14 protein-coding genes and 1 riboswitch are annotated in these 22180 nt (G+C 65.7%); of the genes, 2 read left to right on the forward strand and 12 right to left on the reverse strand.

Annotated elements, in window-relative coordinates; all coding sequences use genetic code 11:
* Positions 1-161: 161 nt before the first annotated feature.
* From AC6CDK_RS09065 to AC6CDK_RS09075, 3 genes are all read right to left on the reverse strand, one after another.
* Positions 162-1529 (reverse strand): L-lactate MFS transporter, encoded by a 1368-nt coding sequence (locus AC6CDK_RS09065; protein WP_039643464.1) that lies wholly within the window; start codon positions 1527-1529, stop codon positions 162-164.
* A 372-nt stretch (positions 1530-1901) separates the two neighbouring features.
* A complete protein-coding gene (locus AC6CDK_RS09070) occupies positions 1902-3290 on the reverse strand; it encodes a TatD family hydrolase (protein WP_039643466.1) in 1389 nt (462 codons plus the stop codon).
* Positions 3291-3394: 104 nt separating this feature from the next.
* Complete coding sequence (locus AC6CDK_RS09075; RefSeq protein WP_192905272.1) at positions 3395-4486, reverse strand: putative NPN-dependent ornithine cyclodeaminase; 1092 nt, start codon at positions 4484-4486, stop codon at positions 3395-3397.
* Between the two features lie 177 nt (positions 4487-4663).
* Between AC6CDK_RS09075 and arcC the strand changes: the two genes are divergently transcribed.
* Together arcC and AC6CDK_RS09085 are read left to right on the forward strand one after the other, a co-directional pair.
* Positions 4664-5608 carry a carbamate kinase gene (gene arcC / locus AC6CDK_RS09080; protein ID WP_192905271.1) on the forward strand — a complete coding sequence of 315 codons (945 nt, stop codon included), beginning with the start codon at positions 4664-4666 and terminating at the stop codon, positions 5606-5608.
* Entirely contained in the window at positions 5605-6969 is a 1365-nt protein-coding gene (locus AC6CDK_RS09085) for a cyclic 2,3-diphosphoglycerate synthase (RefSeq protein ID WP_192905270.1), read from the forward strand. The genes arcC and AC6CDK_RS09085 overlap by 4 nt, the downstream gene beginning before the upstream one ends.
* On the opposite strand, the gene AC6CDK_RS09090 is transcribed toward AC6CDK_RS09085, so the two are convergent.
* From AC6CDK_RS09090 to AC6CDK_RS09130, 9 genes are all read right to left on the reverse strand, one after another.
* The gene (locus AC6CDK_RS09090) at positions 6929-8746 is read right to left on the reverse strand and encodes a KUP/HAK/KT family potassium transporter (RefSeq protein WP_192905269.1); all 1818 of its coding nucleotides are present in this window, start codon (positions 8744-8746) and stop codon (positions 6929-6931) included. The two genes, AC6CDK_RS09085 and AC6CDK_RS09090, sit on opposite strands and share 41 nt — an antisense overlap.
* An 82-nt stretch (positions 8747-8828) precedes the next feature.
* Positions 8829-8968, reverse strand: a riboswitch (cyclic di-AMP (ydaO/yuaA leader).
* 64 nt (positions 8969-9032) lie between these two features.
* A complete protein-coding gene (locus AC6CDK_RS09095; RefSeq protein WP_039643476.1) occupies positions 9033-9737 on the reverse strand; it encodes a response regulator in 705 nt (234 codons plus the stop codon).
* Positions 9727-12426 (reverse strand): DUF4118 domain-containing protein, encoded by a 2700-nt coding sequence (locus AC6CDK_RS09100; RefSeq protein ID WP_192905268.1) that lies wholly within the window; start codon positions 12424-12426, stop codon positions 9727-9729. The genes AC6CDK_RS09095 and AC6CDK_RS09100 overlap by 11 nt, the downstream gene beginning before the upstream one ends.
* Complete coding sequence (gene kdpC / locus AC6CDK_RS09105; protein ID WP_192905302.1) at positions 12423-12992, reverse strand: potassium-transporting ATPase subunit KdpC; 570 nt, start codon at positions 12990-12992, stop codon at positions 12423-12425. The genes AC6CDK_RS09100 and kdpC overlap by 4 nt, the downstream gene beginning before the upstream one ends.
* Before the next feature lie 16 nt (positions 12993-13008).
* On the reverse strand, positions 13009-15078 hold the full coding sequence (gene kdpB, locus AC6CDK_RS09110) for a potassium-transporting ATPase subunit KdpB (protein ID WP_192905267.1): 2070 nt from the start codon (positions 15076-15078) through the stop codon (positions 13009-13011).
* Positions 15079-15113: 35 nt separating this feature from the next.
* Positions 15114-16868 carry a potassium-transporting ATPase subunit KdpA gene (gene kdpA, locus AC6CDK_RS09115; RefSeq protein WP_192905266.1) on the reverse strand — a complete coding sequence of 585 codons (1755 nt, stop codon included), beginning with the start codon at positions 16866-16868 and terminating at the stop codon, positions 15114-15116.
* 181 nt (positions 16869-17049) lie between these two features.
* Positions 17050-17259 carry a hypothetical protein gene (locus tag AC6CDK_RS09120; RefSeq protein WP_039643486.1) on the reverse strand — a complete coding sequence of 70 codons (210 nt, stop codon included), beginning with the start codon at positions 17257-17259 and terminating at the stop codon, positions 17050-17052.
* 309 nt (positions 17260-17568) lie between these two features.
* Positions 17569-20193, reverse strand: a complete 2625-nt coding sequence (locus tag AC6CDK_RS09125) for a tetratricopeptide repeat protein (RefSeq protein WP_192905265.1) — start codon at positions 20191-20193, stop codon at positions 17569-17571.
* 62 nt (positions 20194-20255) lie between these two features.
* Positions 20256-21956: a protein arginine N-methyltransferase gene (locus tag AC6CDK_RS09130; RefSeq protein ID WP_192905264.1), complete on the reverse strand. Its 1701-nt coding sequence runs from the start codon at positions 21954-21956 to the stop codon at positions 20256-20258.
* Positions 21957-22180 lie beyond the last annotated feature (224 nt).

Genomic DNA, 22180 nt, shown 5'->3' on the forward strand with positions numbered 1-22180 from the left:
CCGGGATCGTGGTTGACTGTTGTTTTCAGGTTTAATGAATACGAAAAGTATAGCCAGTTTGATTCACCGGGACAACGGATTTGACCGGTGATCACAAAAAAGAAGGCCCCGCCGGAACGGGGCCTTCACTGGTGCTGGATACGTCCGTGCGGACTGCTTGGTTAACGCATGCCGCGCGGGGTGGAGGGGGTGAAGCCGAGGAAGTCGGCCCAGCCGCGCATGAAGCTCTCCATGAAGTCGCTGCGGGGAACCGGCTGCGCCGCGGCGGTGGCCGGGGTGGCGGCCTTTGCCGGTTTCAGGGCCAGGGAGACGAGGGCACCCACCGTGAGCAGCGCGCCGGCCAGGATGAAGGAGGCGTTGAAGCTGCCGGTCTGGGTGTTCAGCATCTCGGAGGCGCGTCCCATCACGAAGCCGCCCACGCCCCAGGCGGTGAAGAGAATACCGTAGTTGAGGCCGTAGTTCTTGAGTCCCCAGTAATCCTTGCTGAAGGAGGGGAACAGGGCCAGGTTGGCGCCGTAGTTGAAGCCCATGAAGGTTGCCAGCAGCACCACGAGGACGGCGTTGGGATGACCGGCGCTCACGACCGGGATGGCTGCGAACATGAGAACCGCCTGGAACACGAACATGATGAGCAGCGTCGCCATGCGGCCGATCCTGTCGGAGAGGACGCCCGCCACGACCCGGCCGCCCGCGTTGCCCAGGGCCATGATCGCCACTGCCAGGAACGCCATGCTTCCCATGCTCTTCTTGGCGATGCCGGCCACGCTGCCGATGACCATGAGTCCGGCGCCGGCGCCGATGAAGTAGGTGATCCAGAGGATGTAGAACTTGCCGGAACGGAGCATCTCGGAGGCCGTGGCATTGACCGCCGGCTTGGCCGGGGCTGCCTTGGCCGCGCCCTCGGCCTTGGGAACGTCGGCAGGCACGTAGCCGGCCGGCGGGTTGACCAGGAAGAAGGAGAGGCCGCAGACGATGACCGCGAAGGCGGCGGCGTAGATCAGCATGGCCTGCTGGATGCCCACGGTGCCCAGGAGATAGCTGGAAACCGGAGCGATGTAGACCGGGGCGAGGCCGAAGCCGGCCACCACGATCCCGGCGATGAGGCCGGTCTTGGAGGAGGGGAACCACTTGAGGGCCGGGGGCGTGGCAGCGGAGTAGCCGAAGCCGAAGCCCGCGCCGGCCAGGATGCCGAAGCCCATGACCCATGCCATGTAGGCATTGCTCTGGGAGAGGAGGGTGAAGCCGATGCCCACCAGCAGGCCGCCGATGAGGGCGGTGCGGGCCGGGCCGATCTTGTCCTGGCACTTGCCGGCAAGGATCATGGCAAAGGCGAAGGTCAGGCAGCAGACCGCGTAGGGGTCGTTGATGGAAGCCAGGTTCCAGTCGAAAGCCCCCGGGCCCCCCTTCTCGATGGACGTCTTGATGGCGCCCTTGAAGATACTCCATGCGTAGAGAACGCCGAGTGCCAGGTTGATCCCGGTGCCGGCGAGGGCTACTTGCCACCCCTTGTTTTTGACCTGTTCCGACATCGCGCTACCTCCTTATGAACGAGTTCAGACTCTGTGGACGAACGAAGTGCGTTTGTTTCAGATAGAGCAACTTGCATACCATTGTTATAAAATTCTGTTTATTTTAAAAATCGTTTTAAAAACAATATGTTGTAATGATGTGAAAATGTGTGGAACATTGCGAAGAGCTGGGGAGATTTTGCATAACTGCAAATTCAGTTATACCTGTTTGGAGCCGTTGGCCGGCGGCACGGGGGGTGGGGTGAGAAATTACGGCTCTAAAATCAGGGGGTTGGAGTTGTGTGCCGCACCGGCGCGATGGAGTTTGCAGAAATGCGAGGGGCAACGGTCACGTGCGAGGATGCGAAAAGGGGGAGGCGTCCGATGAGGGGCTTACCCCACCTCGGCATATTCGCGCTCCCGGAACTCGACGCCCAGGGACTCGGCCAGGGCGCGCACGGCGGCCACGTCGATGCCCGGCACGGTGACGGCCGTGGCCACCACCGTGGGGATGTACTGCCGGGCCTCCTCCAGGAACCGGCAGATGCCGGTGAAGCCGTTGGTGCCGAAGGGGGTGTTGCAGATGCGGGCGTAGGTGTCGGCGTCGGCGGCGTTGAGGCTCACGGAGATGCAGTCCACCAGGCCCTGCAGTTCGGGCAGGACGTTGCGGCCGTGGACCAGGTTCGCCTGGCCGTCGGTGTTGATGCGGATGCGGAAGCCGCGTTTCTTCAGTTCCCGCGCCACTTCCACGATCAGGTCGATACGGAGCATGGGCTCGCCGAAGCCGCAGAAGACGATTTCATCCACCGGCCCCGGCTCGCCCACGGCGGCCAGCACCTCGGTGCTGTCCGGCTCGTGGTCCAGCCGGAGGTGATGCCCTTTCACCGTGTAGTCGTCGAACTTGGCGCAGAAGGAACAGCGGTTGGAGCAGCGGTTGGTGATGTTCAGGTAGAGGGAGTTCCTGATCCGGTAGGCGATCCGGGCCGCCTGGTCGCTCTCCCCGATGCCGAAGAGCCGCCGGGCGTTGAGGGAGGTGATCCGTCCCACGTCCTCCAGGGAGAGCCCCTTGAGTTCCGCCACCTTTTCGGCGGCGAGCCGCACGTAGGCCGGTTCGTTCCGCTTCCCGCGGTGGGGGACCGGGGTGAGGTAGGGGCAGTCGGTCTCCACCAGCAGGTGCTCGACCTTGACGCCGCGCACCACCTGGCGCAGGGCTTCGTTGGAAGGGTAGGTGACGGTGCCGGGGATGGAGATCAGGAAACCCATGTCAATGCACTCCCGGGCCATGGCCAGGTCGCCGGAGAAGCAGTGGAGCACGCCACCCACGTCCCGGGCCTTTTCCTCGCGCAGGATCGCCATGACCCGCTCGTGGGCGTCGCGGTCGTGCACCACGATGGGCAGGGCCAGTTCCCGGGCCAGCCGGATGAAGCGGCGGAAGACCCGTTCCTGCTCGTCGCGGGGTGAGCGGTCCCGGAAGAAGTCGAGGCCGATCTCGCCGATGGCCGCCACCTTGGGGTTTCCCTGGGCCAGGGTCCTGATCTCGTCGTAGCAGCGGTCGGTCACCCGCCCCGCGTCGTGGGGGTGGATGCCCACGGCGCACCAGATCCGCTCGTGGCGGCTGGCCAGTTCAACCGCGGCCCGGCTGGACTCCAGGTCAGCTCCCACCGTGACGATGTGGGACAGCCCCGCCTCCCAGGCGCGGGAGAGCATGGCGTCGAAATCGGCCGCAAAGTCGCGGCCGTCGATGTGGGCGTGGGTGTCGATGAGAAAACCTGACAGGTTCATGGTGGTCCTTCCCGGTCCGAGAATGCCGATGGCGGCCTACGAGCCGCCATCGGAGATAAGGCTACCACGAACGGCCGTGCCGTGACAAGCCCGGCCGGGGAGGGTCATCCCTTCAGGTTGTGCCAGAGATTGACCATGAAATCCTGCACGTTGGTGAGGATGGCCCGGGCCTGGCCCGACCCCCGGTTGGCCAGCTTGTCGGCCCCGAATTCGGACATGTCCACGATATAGAAGTATACCGGCCGCACGGTGCCGTCATCCAACACCCTGTAGCTGGGGGTCATGTTGCCCACGGCAATGGCATGCAACTGGGTGGCCAGGGCGATGACCGTGGTGGCCCGGCGGGCGTGGGCGCGCATGGCGTCCTGGGCCTGGCGAGAATCGGTGATCACGTCGGGGAGCGGCCCGTCGTCCCGGATGGAGCCCGCCAGGACCACCGGCACCCGGCGCTCCAGGCAGGCGCGGATGATCCCGTCGCGAATTCCCAGCTCGGCGATGGCCCGCTCCAGGGAGCCGTGCCGCATGACCTCGTTGATGACGTCCAGGTGGTGGTAGTGGCCGCCGGTCACCAGGGCCTGGGTGTAGATGTCCTGGCCGAGGCCGGTGTGGAACAGGGCAGCCTCCAGATCGTGGGTGGCCAGGGCGTTGCCGGCCAGGAGCGCGTGGCAGTAGCCCGCCCCGACCAGGCCGGCCATGGCGGCGCGGCTGTCCCGGTCGAACGCCACGGCGGGCCCCAGGACCCAGACAATGTGGCCGTGGTCCCGGTCGTGGCGCAGGATGTCGTACAACTCGTCATAGGAGCGGGAAAAGGGGCTCTCCCGGGTGCCGCGGCTGCGGAAGGTGAACTTGCCGCCCCCTGCCCCGGCCGGGGCGTCGAACCCCGTGGTGTGCACGTAGATCCCCTCTTCGCCGTTCTCGGTCCGCCCCATTGCCACCCGGTCGCCCCGCCTGACCAGGCGGGGCTCCACCACCCTGAGCATGTCGCCGTCAAGCACCAGCACCGCGTCCATCCTGCTTCCCGCTGCCAGGAGCCAGCGGCCGCCCCCCAGGTGGACGTATTCGGGATAGTTTGAGGTGGCATGGAACCCGGCGGGGAGCACGCCGTTGCCGGGGGCCTCGGCCACGCGGACCGGCGGCGCGGCGGCCAGGTCGGGCCGGGTGAAGTCCGGGGACACATAGGCGGGAAAAGGTGTCATGGGCCATACCTCCCGGGGAAATCTCGGTAGCGTCAGGCAAAGTAAAGCCCCTGCCGGGGCGGTTGTCAATGGCCGGGCCTGCATCCGGCCGATCTCTGTGGTACCATTCCAGAGTCATTCATGAAGCCCGGGCCCCGGCAAGGGCCGCGGCAGGCAGATCACCACAGGGGAGAACCCATGACCGACAGCCCGAACCGGCCCATCCTGCTGGTCGCCCTCGGCGGCAATGCCCTGATCCGCCCGGGCGAACGGGGGACCTGCGCGGAGCAGTTCGCCAACCTGCGGCGTCCCATGGGGCAGATCGCCCGGCTGACCGACCGGTACCGGCTCATCATCACCCACGGCAACGGGCCCCAGGTGGGCAACCTCCTCATGCAGCAGGAGTCGTGCGCCGAGGTGCCGGCCATGCCCCTGGAGATCCTGGTGGCCCAGACCCAGGGGCAGATCGGCTACATGATCGAATCGACCCTGGAGAGCGAACTCCTGGCCCTGGGCGGCGAGAAGCGGTGCCTGGTGAGCCTGATCAGCTACGTGCAGGTGGCGGAGGACGATCCCGCGTTCCGCGCTCCCACCAAGCCCATCGGCCCCTACTATGCGGCGGCGGAGGCCGCGCGCTTCGCCTGGCCCATGGTGAGCACCCCCCGGGGATTCCGCCGGGTGGTGGCCTCGCCCGAGCCCCTGACCGTGGTGGAGAAGGACGAGATCCAACGGCTGGTGGAGATGGATTTCATCGTGATCTGCTGCGGGGGCGGCGGCATCCCCGTGACCCGGGAGGGACGCGCCTTTCACGGGGTGGATGCGGTGATCGACAAGGACCTGGCCAGCGCCTGCCTCGGCCGGGAAGTGGGGGTGGATACCCTGGTCATCGCCACGGACGTGGCCGGGGTGGCCACCGGCTTCGGCACGGCAGGGGAGACGTTCCTGCGGCAGATGGATGCGGCGCGGGCGGAGCAGTTGCTGGCGGCGGGCGAGTTTCCCCCCGGCTCCATGGGGCCGAAGGTGGAAGCGGCCGTCCGCTTTGTCCGGGGGGGCGGCACGCGAGCCGTCATCTGCCATCTGGACGAGATCGGGGCCGCGGTGGCGGGAACGGCGGGGACGGAGATAACCGGAGGGACGACATGAAGCGGAAACGGATCATCATCATGGGGGCGGCCGGGCGGGACTTCCACAACTTCAACTGCTGCTTCCGGGACAACCCGGCCTGCCGGGTGGTGGCCTTCACCGCAACCCAGATCCCCTACATCAGCGACCGGCGCTACCCGGCGGAACTGGCCGGAAAGCTCTACCCCCGCGGCATCCCCATTTTCCCCGAAGAACAGTTGGAGGAGCTCATCCGCCGCCTCAGGGCGGAGCAGGTGGTGTTCGCCTACAGCGACGTGGCCCATGAGCGCCTGATGCACACGGCCTCCCGCGTGTTGGCCTGCGGGGCCGATTTCACCCTGCTGGGGCCCGATGCCACCATGCTCGCGAGCCGGCTCCCGGTGGTCTCGGTCTGCGCGGTGCGCACCGGCTGCGGCAAGAGCCAGGTGGTCCGCTACTTCTGCGATATCCTGCGGGAGCGGGGCATCCGTCCCGTGGTGGTCCGCCATCCCATGCCCTACGGCGACCTGGCCGCCCAGGCCGTGGAGCGGATGGAGAGCATGGCCGACCTGGACCGCTTCCGGTGCACCATTGAGGAACGGGAGGAGTACGAGCACCTCCTGGACCACGGGGCCATCGTCTACGCCGGGGTGGACTACCGCAGGATTCTGCGGCGGGCGGAAAAGGAGGCGGCGGTCATCATCTGGGACGGGGGGAACAACGATCTCCCCTTCTTCCGCCCCGACCTGGAGATCGTGGTGGCTGACCCCCTGCGTCCCGGCCACGAGACTTCCTGGTATCCGGGAGAGGTGAACCTGCGCCGGGCGGCAGTGGTGGTGGTGAACAAGGTGAATGCCGCCGAACCGGCGGCCGTGGCGGCGGTGGAGGAGGCGGCCCGGAGCGTGAACCCGTCGGCTGCGCTGGTGCGGACGGAATCGGTCATCACCGTGGCGGACGGGGAGCGGATCAGGGGAAAGCGGGTGCTGGTTATCGAGGACGGCCCCACCATCACCCACGGCTCCATGCCATCGGGCGCCGGGCTTGCCGCGGCCCGCCAGTACGGCGCCGCGGAGGTGGTCGACCCGCGCCCCTGGGCGGCTGGCTCGCTGCGGGAGGTCTATGCCGCCTGGCCCCACATCGGGCCGGTCCTCCCGGCCATGGGCTACAGCCCCGCCCAGGTGGCCGACCTGACCCGGACCATCGACACGGTGCCGTGCGACCTGGTGATTGCCGCCACCCCCATCGACATCGCCCGCCTCACCGGCACCGGCCGGCCGGTGCTGCGCGCCTTCTACAACGTGGTCGAAGGGGAGGGGGCTCCGCTCCGGCGGACCTTTGAAACCTTCCTGAACACCTGGCAGGCTACATCTCGACCCGCGTCACCACCCCCTGAAGCTTGCTGACCGGCAGCTTGTTGAACTGGACGAAGTTGGCGCTCTGGCGCTTGATGGTGGCAAAGATCCGCCAGACGGGGTTGCCGGTGTCGATGTCCTCGATGCCGTAGAAGATGACCTTTTCCTCGACCCCGTTTTTCTTGAGCAGTTTCTCGATGTCCAGCCGCTCCATGTAGCCGGCGTTGACCTCGAAGGCATCGAGCCCGGTGCCGATTCTCCGCGTCAGCTTCGTCCTCACGTCAAAGGGCTCGTCGGTCCGCGTCAGGGAGACGAACAGGTTCCGCTCGTAGATGATGTTGCTCCGGATGATGCAGTGGATCACGTAGGGGGGCACCACGTGGGTTTCCCGCACGAAAAAGAGTGCGGTGCCGGGGATGTTGTGCCCCTTGGCGTAGATCTGTTCGTAGGAGAGGAGGAAGGTGTCCAGGTCAAGGGGCTTGAGGGAGCGGTACAGGGCTCGCTGGCCCCGGGTCCAGATCACCATGATCGCCAGGGGGATGGAGGCGAGCACCAGGGACCAGTAGCCGCCGTGGGGCAGCTTGTGCATGTTGGCGATGAGATAGGCGAAGTCGATGACGGTCACGGCCAGGGCGATGGGCACCTTCCACTTCTTGGTGGTGCGGGAGAAGATCATGATCATCATGATGCCGGTGATGGTCATGGTGCCGGTGACTGCCAGGCCGTAGGCCGCGGCCAGGTTTTCAGACCGCTGGAACAGGATCATGATGAAGATGACCGCCACCAGGAGCGACCAGTTGACCGAGCCGATGTAGATCTGGGACTTCAGGTGGGTGGAGGTGTAATCCACTTTCATCAGCGGCAGGATGCGGGTGGTGATCCCCTGGTAGACGATGGAGAACACCCCGCTGATCAGGGCCTGGGAGGCGATGATCGTGGCCGAGATGGTGAGGAGCAGGAACGGGATGTAGAGCATCGGCACCTGGCTCTTCACCATGGAGAAGAGGATGTTCGTGGCCTCGGGGTTGCGCAGGATGAAGGCCCCCTGGCCCAGGTAGTTGATGACCAGGGCGCAGAAGACGAAGTACCAGGCCCGGATGATCGGCTTTCTCCCCAGGTGCCCCATGTCGGCGTAGAGGGCCTCGCCGCCGGTGGCGCAGAGGATGACCTCGGAGAGGACGAAAAAGCCGGCCAGGCCGTTGTGCTTGAGGAAGAGGACGGCGTGGTGGGGGCTGATCGCCTGGACCACCGTGGGGGTGCCGATGATCGAGGCCAGCCCCGACACCGTCAGGGCCGAGAACCAGACGACCATGATGGGGCCGAAGGCAGCGGCCACCTTGTCCGTTCCCTTGAACTGGAAGATGAAGAGAAACACCGCGATGACCGCGGCCACCAGGATCAGGCCCCCCTGGGCCAGGTCCTCCAGGCCGGGGATCAGCCGCATCCCCTCCACGGCGGAGAGGATACTGATGGCCGGGGTGATGACCCCGTCGCCCAGGAGCAGCGAGACGCCGAGGAAGGCGAGAAAGCCCGCGAAGGCCGCCTGGCGCCCCGATTTGAGCAGCCGGATCAGGATCTCCTTGAGGACGATGGTCCCCCCTTCGCCCTTGCGGCCCAGGCTCATGGCCAGCCAGGCATACTCGACCGTGACGAGGATGATGAGGGTCCAGACGATGAGGGAGAGGATGCCGAGCACGTGCTCCGCGTCGGGCTTGGTCAGGGTCATGATGACCGTGAGGGTGTAGATGGGGCTGGTGCCGATGTCGCCGAACACCAGGCCCATGGATTTGATGATCCCGCCCCAGTAGGATTGGGCTTCGGTCTTCATGTACGCGCCTCCCGGATGATGTGCGTGAAGGGGCGGGAAACGGAAAAGCCGCCGGCAGGCGCCGGCGGCCCTGAGACCGCTGTCGTGCCCTTCCAGATGCCTACGAGGTTAGCTGACGGGCTCGAGGCTGAAAGTCCTCTATCCGGCGCCATTGCCGGAATACGCCCCCAAAGTGGGTCCCCCGCATCCGTTCTCGCGAACGGATCTCGGCTGCATGAATATCCTCCATAGTATGCTCCGTTCCACCGGCAGGTCAAGTCCCCCGTGACGGCCGGCGGCGCGCCGTTCATTGGACCCTCAGGCGATAGCCGACCCCGGGCTCGGTCACGAGGTAGCGGGGACGCGAGGGGTCGGGCTCGATCTTGCGGCGGAGATTGCTGACGTTCACCCGCAGCACGTGGGGCTGTTCCAGGTGGGCAATCCCCCAGATCTGCCGGAGGATCTGGCTGTGGGTCAGGACCTTGCCCGCGTGGACCGCCAGGAGGCGCAGCAGCTCGTACTCGGTGGGGGTGAGCTGCACCTCGGCCCCGTCCACGGTCACGCGGCGGCGCGGCAGATCCACCTCCAGCCCGCCGATCCGGCAGATCGGTTCGGGCGCCTGCCGGATGGAGCGGCGCAGCACCACCCGCATCCTCGCCAGCAGTTCCCCGATGCCGAAGGGCTTGGTCAGGTAGTCGTCCGCCCCGGCGTCCAGGGCATGCACCTTGTCGTCCTCCCGCTCCCGGACCGACAGCACGATGATCGGCACCGGCGACCACTCCCTGATCCGCCTGATGACCTCCACCCCGTCCAGGTCCGGCAGCCCCAGATCCAGGAGGATGAGATCGGGCCGGACGGCCGCGGCCGCGGCCAGGGCCGCGTGACCCGTTTCGGCCTGGTGGAGCGAGAACTCCTCCCCATCGAGGACGGTGCGGAGAAAGCGGCGGATTGCCGCTTCGTCGTCCACGATCAGGATCCGCGGCCGGTTGATGCCGCTCGCTTCATGGGCCATGGGAAACACCCTCCTTCGCCCCGATGGCCAGCGGCAGGGTCAGGGTCACCCGGAGCCCCCCCCCGGCCCGGTTCTCGGCCCGGATGGAGCCGCCGTGGGCCTCGACGATTCCCTTGCAGATGGAAAGCCCCAGCCCGGTTCCCTGGGCCCCTTCGGGCACCGCAATGCGGTAGAACTTGTCGAAGACCCGCTTCAGGTCCTGCTCGGGAATGCCCGGGCCGCGGTCCGTCATCTCGATTCGGAGCCTGCCGCCGTCCACCCGGGCCGTAATCTCCACGCCGCTGTCGGGCGGCGAATATTTCAGCGCATTGTCGAGCAGATTCACCAGCACCTGGGTCATCAGGACCATGTCCATCCTGACCAGGGGCAGGTCGGGGGGGAGGCGCACGTCGATCCCGCGCTCGCCGATCCGCCGTTCCAGGGCCGCCAGGGCGCACCCGATCAAGTCCTGAACATCGCTCAGCTCCTTCTTGAGCTTGATGGCCCCGGACTCCAGGCGGGTCATGTCGAGGAGGTTGCCCACGAAGCGGTTCAGTCGCTCTGCCTCTTCCCACGCGGTGTCGAGCAGCTCCAGCCGGGATTCGTCGGCCAGGGTGTGGACCTTGTCCCGCAGGGTGTCCAGGGCGCCGGTGATGGAGACGAGCGGGGTGCGCAGGTCGTGGGAGATGGAGTTGAGCAGGGCCCGTTCGAGGTTTTCCCGGGCCTGGAGGATCTGGGCCTGCTCGGCCTGGCGGGAGAGTTGGACCCGCTCCAGGGCCATGGCGGTCTGGGAGGTGAAGGCGTCCAGTAGGCGGCGGACCTGGGTGGAGCGGTAGTCGGCATCGTTTTTCAGCCTGACCCCCAGCACCCCGAGGATGGAGCCCGCGGTCTGGAGCGGCAGGTAGAGAAACCCCGCCGAGGCGAGGGTTTCGGTCCCCTGGCCCGCGGTCTGGCGGTTGCGGAACGCCCAGTCGGCCACGGCCATCTCCTTGACGTCGGGCTTGAGCCCCTTGCTGGCGGCGGCGACCCTGAGCCGGTCCCCCTCGGGAAGGAGCACGGCAACCCTGGCGGACAGGGACTCGCCGATGTTCCTGACCACGGCCCCAACGAGGGTTCCGATGTCGGCGGCGGCGGCCAGGTCGCGGCTCAGGTAGTAGAGGGAGGCGGTCTGCTCTTCCCGTTCCCGCACGGCCTCGGCCCGTTCGCGCACCGTGGAGACCAGGGTGCTGATGACCACGCCCACGGTGAACAGGGCGACAAAGGTGATCAGGTACTGGGTGTCTGCCACGGCAAAGGTCAGGTGCGGCGGGATGAAGAAAAAGTCGAAGGCCAGGACCCCCAGAAAGGCCGTGAGGATGGCCGGCTTGAGGCCGAGCCTCAGCGCGGCCAGCACCACTGCCAGCAGATAGATCATGACCATGTTGGTCGGCGCCAGGAAGGGACGGAGCAGGAGGCAGGCCAGGGAGGCCGCGACGACCAGTGCCAGGCTCGCCAGGTAGCCGGTGAGGGGAATCGGCCTCCGTTGCGCGGGAGGGACCGCCCCCTTTCCGGCTTCGGCCGGCTCGTAGCTGACCACGTGCACATCGATGGCGCCGCTCAGGCGGATGATCCGGTCCACCAGGGGCAGGTGCAGGAACTCGCGCCAGCGCGGCTTGGCCGGCTTGCCGACCACGATCCTGGTCACGTTGTGCCTGCGGGCGTAGTCGATGACCGCCTCCGCCACCGACGTGGCCGTCACGGTGGCGACCTGGGCGCCGAGGCTTTCCGCCAGGCGGAGATCCTTCCAGACCCGTTTCCGGTTTTCCTGCTCATGCCTGCCGTCGCCGGGGGGCTCCACGTAGACCGTGAACCAGGGGGCCTTCAGTTCGTCAGCCAGGCGGCGGGTGGTCCGGATCAGCCGCTCGCTGAACGGGCTGCCGCTGATGCTCACCAGGAGCCGCTCCGCCGCCGGCCAGGGGCCCGGAATGGCCCGCGCCTCCATGTAGGCCCGCATCTCCCCGTCCACGCGGACCGCGGTGCGGCGGAGCGACAGCTCCCGCAGGGCGATCAGGTTGCCGGGGCGGAAGAACTTTTCCGCGGCAAACGCGGCCTGCTCCGGCACGTAGACCTTCCCTTCGCGCAACCGCTGCAGGAGATCCTCCGGCGGGATGTCCACCAGCCGGATCTCCGCCGCCAGGTCCAGGAGCCGGTCCGGCACGGTCTCGCGCACGGCGATGCCGGTGATCTGCGCCACCACGTCGTTGAGGCTCTCGAAGTGCTGGACGTTGACCGTGGTAAAGACGTCGATGCCGGCCGCCAGGAGTTCCTCCACGTCCTGCCAGCGCTTTTCGTGCCGGGAGCCGGGGGCGTTGGTGTGGGCCAGCTCGTCCACCAGGGCGAGCTGGGGCCGGCGGGCCAGCACCCCGTCGATATCCAGCTCCGGGAGCATGACCCCCTGGTACTCGATCCGGGCCGCGGGGAGGATTTCCAGCCCTTCCAGGAGCGCATCGGTTTCCGGCCGGCCGTGGGATTCCACGTAGGCCGCCACCACGTCGCGCCCCTCATGCCTGCGCTCCCGGGCCGCCTGCAGCATGGCGTAGGTCTTGCCGACGCCGGCGGCGTAGCCGAGGAATATCTTCAGTTTTCCCCGCGCCCCCTCCGCCTCTTCGGCCTGGGCCAGTTTCAGCATCGCCTCCGGCGAGGGGCGTCTCTCGTCGTCCATGTCGCTCATGGCATCAGTGTATCCAATGCCAGATTCAGGGCAAGCACGTTGACCCGCGGTTCTCCCAGGAACCCGAGCTGGCGGCCCTCGGTATGGGCGGCGACCAGGCCGGCCAGGGCCTCCTCGCTCATGCCGCGGGCCCCGGCGACGCGGGGAATCTGCGCCCGGGCCGCTTCCGGCGAGATGTGGGGGTCGAGCCCGCTGGCCGAGGCCTGGACCAGGTCGGACGGGATCGGACCGGAAACGCCAGCGGCCCTGAGCGCCGCGACCCGGTCGGCCACCGTTTTCAGGTACGCGGGATTGGTCGGCCCGGCGTTCGAGCCGCCGGAACCGGCCGGGTTGCAGGCGAAGCCGGGGGTGGCCGAGGGCCGGGGCCAGAAATACTCCGGCGCGGAGAAGGGCTGGCCGATCAGGCCGGAACCGATCTCGCGGCCGTGCCGGTCAATGATGAGGCTCCCCGCGGCCTGCCCCGGGAAGGCGAGCGAGGCGATGCCGGTGACGAGCGCCGGGTAGATGCCGCCGCAGATGACGGTAAAGACGACGACCAGCAGGATGGCGGGTTTCAGGTCCTTCATGGCTGCGTCCCCCTTGTCACACAAATATCCCCACCACCAGATCGATCCCCTTGATCCCGACGAACGGCGCCACGATCCCCCCGACCCCGTAGATGAGGAGGTTGTGGATCAGGAGCTTCTCGGCCGGCATGGGCCGGAACCTGGTTCCCCTCAGCGCCAGCGGCACCAGCAGCGGGATGATGAGCGCGTTGAAGATGACCGCCGAGAGGATGGCGGAGAGGGGGGTTGCCAGGCGCATGACGTTCAGCGCGCCCAGTTGCGGATAGACCGAGATCATCATGGCCGGGATGATAGCGAAATACTTGGCGATGTCGTTGGCGATGCTGAAGGTGGTGAGGTTGCCCCGGGTCATGAGGATCTGCTTCCCCACCTCCACGATGTCGAGAAGCTTGGTCGGGTTCGAGTCCAGATCGATGATGTTGGCTGCCTCCCGGGCCGGCTGGGTGCCGGTGTTCATGGCCACGGCCACGTCCGCCTGGGCCAGGGCCGGGGCGTCGTTGGTGCCGTCGCCGGTCATGGCGACCATGAGGCCGGCCTCCTGGCTCTCGCGGATCAGGCGCAGCTTCTCCTCCGGCTTGGCCTGGGCCAGGAAGTCGTCCACCTGGGCCTCGGCGGCGATGGCCGCGGCGGTGAGGTAGTTGTCGCCGGTGATCATAACGGTCTTGATCCCCATGCTCCGCAACTGCTGGAAGCGTTCCTGGATCCCCCCCTTGACGATGTCCTTCAGGTTGACGACGCCGAGGATCTCGGTGTCCACGGAAACCACGAGGGGCGTGGCCCCGGCGCGGGCGATCCTGTCGACCACGTCGGCCAGGTCGCCGGGAACGGCCCTGCCGCCGAGCCCCGTGACAAAGGCGACGGTCGAATCGGACGCCCCCTTGCGGTAGTGCCTCCCTCCCGCATCCATGCCGGAAAGGCGGGTCTCGGCGCTGAACGGTATGTTCACGGCACTGGCGGGAAGCTCATCCATGCGCAGGCCGTACTTCTGCTTCGCCAGCACCACGATGCTGCGCCCTTCCGGCGTTTCATCGGTCAGGGACGCCATCAGGGCCGCCTCGGCAACCTCCTGTTCGGTATGCCCGCCCACCGGCACGAAGGCGACGGCTTCCCGGTTCCCCAGGGTGATGGTGCCGGTCTTGTCGAGCAGCAGCACGTTCACGTCCCCGGCCGCTTCGATGGCCCGCCCCGACAGGGCCACGACGTTCTTCTGGAACAGCCGGTCCATGCCGGCGATGCCGATGGCGGGCAGGAGCGCCGCGATGGTGGTCGGCGCCAGGCAGACGAAGAGTGCAGTCAACACCGTGAGGGAGACCGGCGTTCCCCGGCCGGCCGCCTGCACGCTGTACAGGGAAAGGGGGCTCAGGTTGATGCAGACCAGCAGGAAGACCACCGTGAGCGCGATCAGGAGCACCTCCAGGGCGATCTCGTTGGGGGTCTTGCGCCGCCTGGCCCCTTCGATCATGGAGATCATCCGGTCCAGGAACGTCTCCCCCGGGTTGGCGGTGATCCTGACGATGATGGCGTTGGCGGTCACCGTGGTGCCGCCGGTCACCGCACTCCGGTCTCCGCCCGATTCGCGCACCACCGGCGCCGATTCGCCGGTCACTGCCGCCTCGTTCACCAGGGCCGCGCCGGCCACCACCTCGCCGTCGCCGGCAATCAGCTCCCCCGCCTCCACCAGGATGCAGTCGCCCTTGCGGAGCTGGTTGGCGCCGACCGGCGTGACATCGCTGCCGAATTCGGGCGTGCCCAGCCGCTTGGCCGTCACCTCCGTGCGGGTCTTGCGCAGGCTGGCGGCCCGGGCCTTGCCGCGCCCCTCGGCCAGGGACTCGGCAACGGTGGAGAAGATGACCGTCAGCCAGAGCCAGAGGGAGACGAGGCCGGTGAACCAGGCCGGTTCCCTGCCCACACCGGCGAGCGACATGACAAAGGTGGCGAGGGTGATGACGCTGGCCATCTCCACGCAGAACATGACGGGGTTGCGCCAGAGGCTGCGCGGGTCGAGCTTCCTGAAGGATTCCGCCAGGGCGGGGCGCACGATCCGGGCGTCGAAAAGCGATATCGGTTGCGCTGAGTGTTTTGACATCAGTGTCTCCTGTAGGGGCACTTCATGGCGTGCCCTTACGAAATCACGGTCAGGTGCTCCACGATGGGCCCGAGGGAGAGGGCCGGGAAAAAGGTGAGAGCACCGATGATCAGGATGACCAGGGTGAGCCAGAGGGCGAAGGGCACCTTGTCGGTGGGAAGCGTGCCGAGGCTCTGCGGAACATACTTCTTCCCGGCCAGGGAGCCGGCCAGGGCCAGCATGGACACGGCCGGCACATACCGGCCGAGGATCATTGCAACCGAGCCGAGGAGGTTGTAGAAGTTCGTGGTGGCGTTCAGGCCGGCAAACGCGCTGCCGTTGTTGTTGGCCATGGAGGCGAAGGCGTAGAGCACCTCGGTGAGGCCGTGGGCGCCGGGGTTGGCCATGGACGACACCGCCTGGGGGGTGACCATGGCGAGCCCCGAAAGCACCAGCACCGTGACGCCGGCAATCAGGACCGTGACGACCGACAGCCACATCTCGCGCACTTCGATCTTCTTGCCCAGGTACTCCGGCGTGCGCCCGATCATGAGGCCCGAGACGAAGACCGCGATCACCGCAAAGGCGAGCATGGTATAGAGGCCGGAACCGACCCCGCCGGGGACCAGTTCCCCCAAAAGCATCAGGGTGAGGGGGACCATGCCGCCGAGGGGCGTGAGCGAGTCGTGCAAGGTGTTGACCGCGCCGCAGGAGGTGCCGGTGGTCGCCACCGTGAACAGGCTGCTTCCGGCCGGACCGAACCTGGTTTCCTTTCCCTCCATGTTGCTCCCGTGGACGCCGAGTTTCGCCACCAGCGGATTGCCGCCGGATTCCATGGCATGCAACGCCGCGAGGGAAGCGGCCAGGATCAGGAGCATGACCCCTAGCAGCGCCCATCCCTGGCGGGTGTTCCCCACCATGGCGCCGAAGGTGTAGGTGAGCGAGACGGGGACGAGGAGGATCAGGAGTATCTCCACCAGGTTGGTGAGCGGGGTCGGGTTTTCGTAGGGATGGGCCGAGTTGGCGTTGAAAAAGCCGCCGCCGTTGGTCCCCAGCTCCTTGATGGCCTCCTGGGAGGCGACCGGCCCCATGGGGATCGTGACCTCCTTCACGGTCACCCGTTCGACGGCCGGAATCCCCCCGGCATCGGTCTTCGGCGTGTCGTGGACGACCGGCTGGACCAGGGACACCGTCCTGTAATCGCTGACGTTCTGGATCACCCCCTGGGAAACCAGGACAAGGGCGGCGATCAGGGAGATCGGCGCCAGGATGTAGAGCGTGGCGCGGGTCAGGTCGACCCAGAAGTTGCCGATCAGGGCGGTCGTCCGCCGGGCAAAGCCGCGGATCACGGCGATCGCCACGGCGATGCCGCTGGCGGCTGAGACGAAGTTGTGCACCGTCAGTCCCGCCATCTGGGTGAAGTAGCTCGCTGCCTGCTCCCCGGCATAGGCCTGCCAGTTGGTGTTGGTGACGAAACTGACGGCGGTGTTGAGCGCCAGGGGCCACGGGAAGGCCGGCAGCCGCTGTGGATTGAGGGGGAGCAGGTGCTGCAGCGTCAGCATGGCAAAGAGCGCCGCAAAAAGGACCAGGTTGAAGAGGACCAGGGCACGCGCGTAGCGCTTCCAGTCCATCTCCTCCTCGTGCTTCACCCCGCAGATGCGGTAGAGGAGGTTCTCGCAGGGGACGAGAACGGGAGACAGGACGGTTCGCTCCCCTTGGAAGACCCGGGCCATGAAGGCGCCCAGGGGCTTGACCATAACCAGGAGGAGGGTGAAAAAGAGTACGGTCTGCAGCCATTCGTACAGGTTCATGGTTCAATCTCCGGATTGAACAACGCTAGTAAGTGTATCACATCGGTGGGATGCCGGCGGGGGCCGGTCCCGGCTCTCGTGTTTCGTGCGGGAAGCCCCCGGAAGTAATGGTGAGGCATTGTGGCTGCTGCCGAGGCGCGACGAGTGTCCTGCCCGCTTCATGTCCGACCTGAGCAGAGCCTCAGTCCGGCGTGGGGTGGGGTTTCGTCTTCTGCGGGAGCGTCGTCACGGTCCATGTCCTGCTCCGGCACTGGTAGACCGGTATTTCCCCCCTGCCGTAGGGCGGCGGCGCCACGGTCGTGGCCCCGTCAATCGTGCCGGCCATTGTTTCGTCCTCGAACCCCTCACCCTGGTACACGCCCGTGACGCAATCGAAAAAATAGATTTTCATGGCCGTCCTCCCGCGTGAACTCCTTGTCACTACCATAGCGGAAGGCGCCTCAACGCAGGCTCAAAAGAGGGGGGGACCGCATCAAGAAATCATCAAGAAGAGAGGCCCTGGAGAAACCGTTCTTTCCTGAGGCAGGGGCGGGAAAAAACAAAGGCCCCGGTTGAGCGGGGCCGTGCAGGACGGGAACTTGGCGGTCGGGATGGCGGTGGTTGTCGGGTGATCCGGTGCCGGGCCGGCCGGCGTTCATCCCTGTCGAAGAAGATCTGTCGCATCGCCCGGCTCAGATGTCCGGGAGGTCATGGCGGCAGCTTACTGCAGAACCGGCAGCCCGCTCGCGGTTTCATCGGCGCGGAACACGAAATCCTGGGCCCGGACGGAATCGCACAGCAGGCACGGCTTGACCTGGCCGCCCGTACGGCTGTCGATCCAGGCCGTCAGTTTGTCGTAGTTGCCCTTCACCGTGCTGTCAGGGAAGGATCGGCACGCCCTTTCCAGGAAGTCGAGGGACGTATCGATCTGATTGCGTGCAAGGGCAATGCACGCGTGCTGGTTGAGGATGATGTTGTTGATCGGGAAGCCCAGCTCCTCTGCCCGAGTCAATGCCGCCGTGGCTTTGTCGAACAGGCCCGCGCGAAGGTATGCGTTGGCGAGCTCCGCATGGACAGCGGGCACGTCAGGCAGAAGCTCCACAACGGCTTCTCTTTCTTCAACGGTATATTCGTACCCGCTGATGGTTCCGATGCTGCAGTAAAGATGCTGCATGACCGTATCAAGGTCTTTTTTGCGCTTTCTTTCCACGGAGATATCCATGAAGTCGTTCCGGAAGTAGACATCCGAGGTCAATCCCTGTTGTTCGCACAGATGACCGTAGTCTTCCGTGCCCGGAAGAAATGTCAATGGTGTAAGGTCGTAGCTGTTGGGCCGACCGGCCCGGATCAGGTCGATGCTCGCCTGGAGCGTGTCGGGCGTTTCTCCGCGATTGCTCACCATCATGTAGTAGTGGACGAGCATGCCGTACTTTTTGGCCGCGCGGGTCACCGTGAGGACCATTGCGGGGGTGATCCCCTTGTGTATCCTCTCAAGGATCTCCGGTGACCCCGATTCCACCCCGATCATGATCTCCTGGCAGCCTGCCCGCCTCATCCTGTGCAGTACCTCGTCCTCCATGGCATCCACGCGGGTGCTGCAGCTCCAGAGAAAGTCGAGCTTGTTCCCGATGATCGCGTCGCACATTTTCAGAGTACGCTGCTGGTTGGCGGTGAAGGTGTCGTCTGCGATCATGAGGTAGGGCACCGGCAGCCGGGCCAGCGCCTTCCTGAACATATCAATGCAGTAGTCTGTGGAGTAAAAACGGATCTTCCGTCCCCACAATACGGGATTGCCGCAGAACGAGCATTTGGAGGGGCAGCCGCGCGACGTCATCACGATGTTGCTTGAATAGTAGTCAAAATGGGATGCAAGCGTGTCGAGGTCACTGATCCGGGGGCGCACTGGGCCGAGCGACACCTCGTCACCGTTTCGCCACGCAGTGCCCGGGATTCCCACTGCCGGCCGGTGCGAGCGGATATGGTCGAGCAGCTCCATGAAGGTCTCTTCGCCTTCGCCGATGACAACCGTATCGATTGCGCGGTAATAGCGCAGCGTTTCAAGGGGGAGCGTCGTTGCGAAGGGGCCGCCGACGGTTATGTGGGCGTGGGGGTGGCACTGTCTGATCAGGGCGCACAGCGCACCCATGCCGCGCCGGTTGGAGTTGTAGGCGGATACGCCGTACACGTCGGCCCCGGTTTCGGCGATGAGGGCCACGATGTCGGCCCAGGGCGCGTTGAACAGATTGTACACGCGGACGTCGTGCCCGGCTTTTTTCGCCTGGGCCGCGATGGACAGCACGCCCTGGGTAATGGTCTTGAGTTCCCTGCTGATGGCGACCGGGCCGCCGGCGGTGGCGGGCGGGCCGAACGGCATGCCTTCCGGTACGTTCAGATCCGCGGACGGTATCTGCCACAACGGAGGGTAGATCAACACAATGCGCAGGGGGCGGGGCGCGTTTTCGTCTCTCCCGGCAACGGCTACCGCTTCGCCAGATCCGTCATGCTCATGGGAGGGGACCCGATACTTCCGGTCGAGCGACTCTGCGGATGCCGCCGCGGTCTGTGACGATAGCTCCCGGGGTAACGGGTGCGGCTGTCCCTCTGCCGCGTCCGCGGCGGGATACTCGGGATCGCGGATCAGATCCCCGTCCATGAGCAGGGGATTGGTCAGGCGCCGTAATGCGTTAGTCCAATCTTCCTGGTGCGCGAGAGACAGTTTCCAGCTTTCGAGCGCCTCATCCAGGCGGCCCATTTCCTTAAGGACGTTGCCGAGGCTCGCGTAGGCCTCTTCATACGTCGGCCTGATTACCGCTGCGCGGCGATAGCAACTCTCCGCTTCCTCCAGGCGGCCCAGGGCCTGAAGCGCGGAGCCGAGGTTGTAGTGCGCCTGGGCCAGATCCGGGTTGTTCTCGATGGCGCGGCGGAAACAGGCTTCCGCCTCGTCCAGCCGCCCCAGGCTGCTCAGGATGTTGCCGAGATTGTTGTGCGCGATGGCGTCGTTCGGCCGCAGCTTCAGCGCGTAGCGGCAGTAGTATTCAGCCTCGTTGAGCTGATTCAGCTCATAGTAGATGATGCCGATATTGCAGTGGATATCCGGGTCGTCGGGCAACAGGCCGGCGGCCTTCAGAAACAGGGGCAGCGCATCCCCGTTCTGCCCCAGCAGCAAGGTGCAGATCCCCAGTATCTTCCAGCCGAAACCATGATCGGGGAACCGTTCGGTAAGGCCCTTTGCAAGATGCGCCGCCTCTGCGTAGCGACCCTGCCGCATGTAGCTGATTACATTGCCGGTCTCGTGGGGCGTCGGCTCGCTTGCTTTCAGGTTGGCTCGTCTCAGTTTGCGGTTCATTGGTTCACCATTAAGACGTTACATACGGGATGCATGTCTGATCTGCCCCGTGCGAAGGGATGTCATGGGGTCACGATTTTCTTCAGAAAGAACCAGCAGGTCCTGATGTCGTGGGAGGCGATGATCTGCGCGACCTGGCCGGGCTGCACGTCGACGGGGGTTTTGAAGAGATAGACGCAGTGCTGCCAGCCGGATGCCACATTCCTCTCTGCCGGATGGTTCTCAAAGACGAAGGTATCGTCCATTTCAAGGCGTATCCACTGGATGACGCCGCAGCACCTGCCGGCCCTGGTGATCGGCACGTCTATGCCGTAGCTTCTGCTGGCGGGGAAGTGATCCGTGCCCATGAAGTCGAAATGAATGGCCCCGATACCGTCGCTCAGCAGTTCGATGTTGAGATCGTTCCTGCCGACATACTGCTTCGGGGGCACGATGTCGTTGAACCTCGACAGGTCGAAGCCGTAGACCTCGTCGACCCGGACGTTCATTTCGATGTCCCGTCCGCCGAACAGGGCAATCCGGACCGAGCCCCGGGCGGGGATGATCCGGGCTCCCGGCTTGAGCAGCCGCCGTTTTGCGTCTTCGATGCTGCTCAGAACGCCTTCGCCGAGAAATTCGCTCGACAGGATTTCCGAGACGAGCAGATCGGCCCGCTCTTCCAGGTCGACGCCGACCTCCAGGGTGGTGGACAGTTTCGGAATCACGGTGACCTGGTCCGCGAATCCGTTGTCTTTCACGATGGACGCGGCAGTCTCGGCAATTGCCGTGACCACCTCGCAGGTTGTCACGTGCCGTGCGCCCAGGCGGGCCGACATCATGGACAGAAGGCCCGATCCGGTCCCGATTTCCAGAACGCGCGTCTCCGGGGTGACCGCGGCCTGCAGGGCATTGAAATAGGCATCGTTCCTGGGCTTGTCGTTCATCATGGGCAGATGCCACAGGGGAACCGTGTCGCCGAGGGTCATGCTCAAGCCGTCATGGGCTTCCAGTTCGTAGGGGGAAAGCTCGATTGCCCGGCGGAAACTCGCCGCTGCCTTGTCCGGCTGGCGGAGCTTGAACAGGGTGTGGCCCAGGCCGATGTGGGCGCGGGTGTAATCCGGCATCAGCGACAGGGACTTCCGGTAGGTGGTTTCTGCCTCCTCCAGCCGGTTCAGCCCCTTCAGGCTCGTGCCCAGGTTATTGAGGGCTTCGGCAAAATCCGGCTTGAGGACGAGAGCCCTCCGGAAGCACTCCTCTGCCTCCCCATACCGTTTCTGATCATTCAGCACATTGCCGAGATTGTTGAGCGCCTCGGGAAAATCCTTGTTGATTTTCAGCGCAGTGCGATAGTTGCTTTCCGCCGCCTGGAGAAGCCCGATCTCTGCCTGGGCGATACCCAGGTTGGCGAAGGCCTGGGCATAATCCGGCTTGAGGCTGGTGGCCCGCTGCAGCCAGGGTACGGCTTTTTCATACTGCTCGAGCCGCAGGTATGCCACCCCGAGGTTGTGGTGCAGCTGCGCATCGCCCTGCGCCAGGTTCGCCGCCGTGGTCAACGGTTCGATTGCTTCCTTGAACCGCCCCTCCATGAGCATGATGACGCCGATCGCCTTCCAGACCACGGCGTGGTTGGGCCATTTGTGCACGGCCCCATTGATCTTCTGGTCCAGCAGGTCGAAGCGTCTGGAGTTGAACAGCGCCAGCGTGTCTTCAAAAAAAGTGCGGGGGGGATTGGTCACGGACAGATTCGGCCCTTGTCCCGCGGCATGCGCCTTCTTTTTTTTCATGCAGCATCTCCATAACGGGGAATGAACTGCCGGTTCGGGGTTATGTCTCGTGCAAAGTTTGCGCCATGCGTATCCCGCATGGCGCGAGTGGCTGAACGCCAAAGGGGTCCGTCATGGCGCAGGCGGTGCCCGGCGCCGGCGAGCGGCGCAGTAAGCGAGATCGCTACCGCCAATCGTCTTTTAACAGGCACGGCCAGTGCCCTGATCGGCCGGCACCGGCATTC

The sequence above is a fragment of the Geobacter sp. PheSNFMC genome (assembly GCF_059620965.1).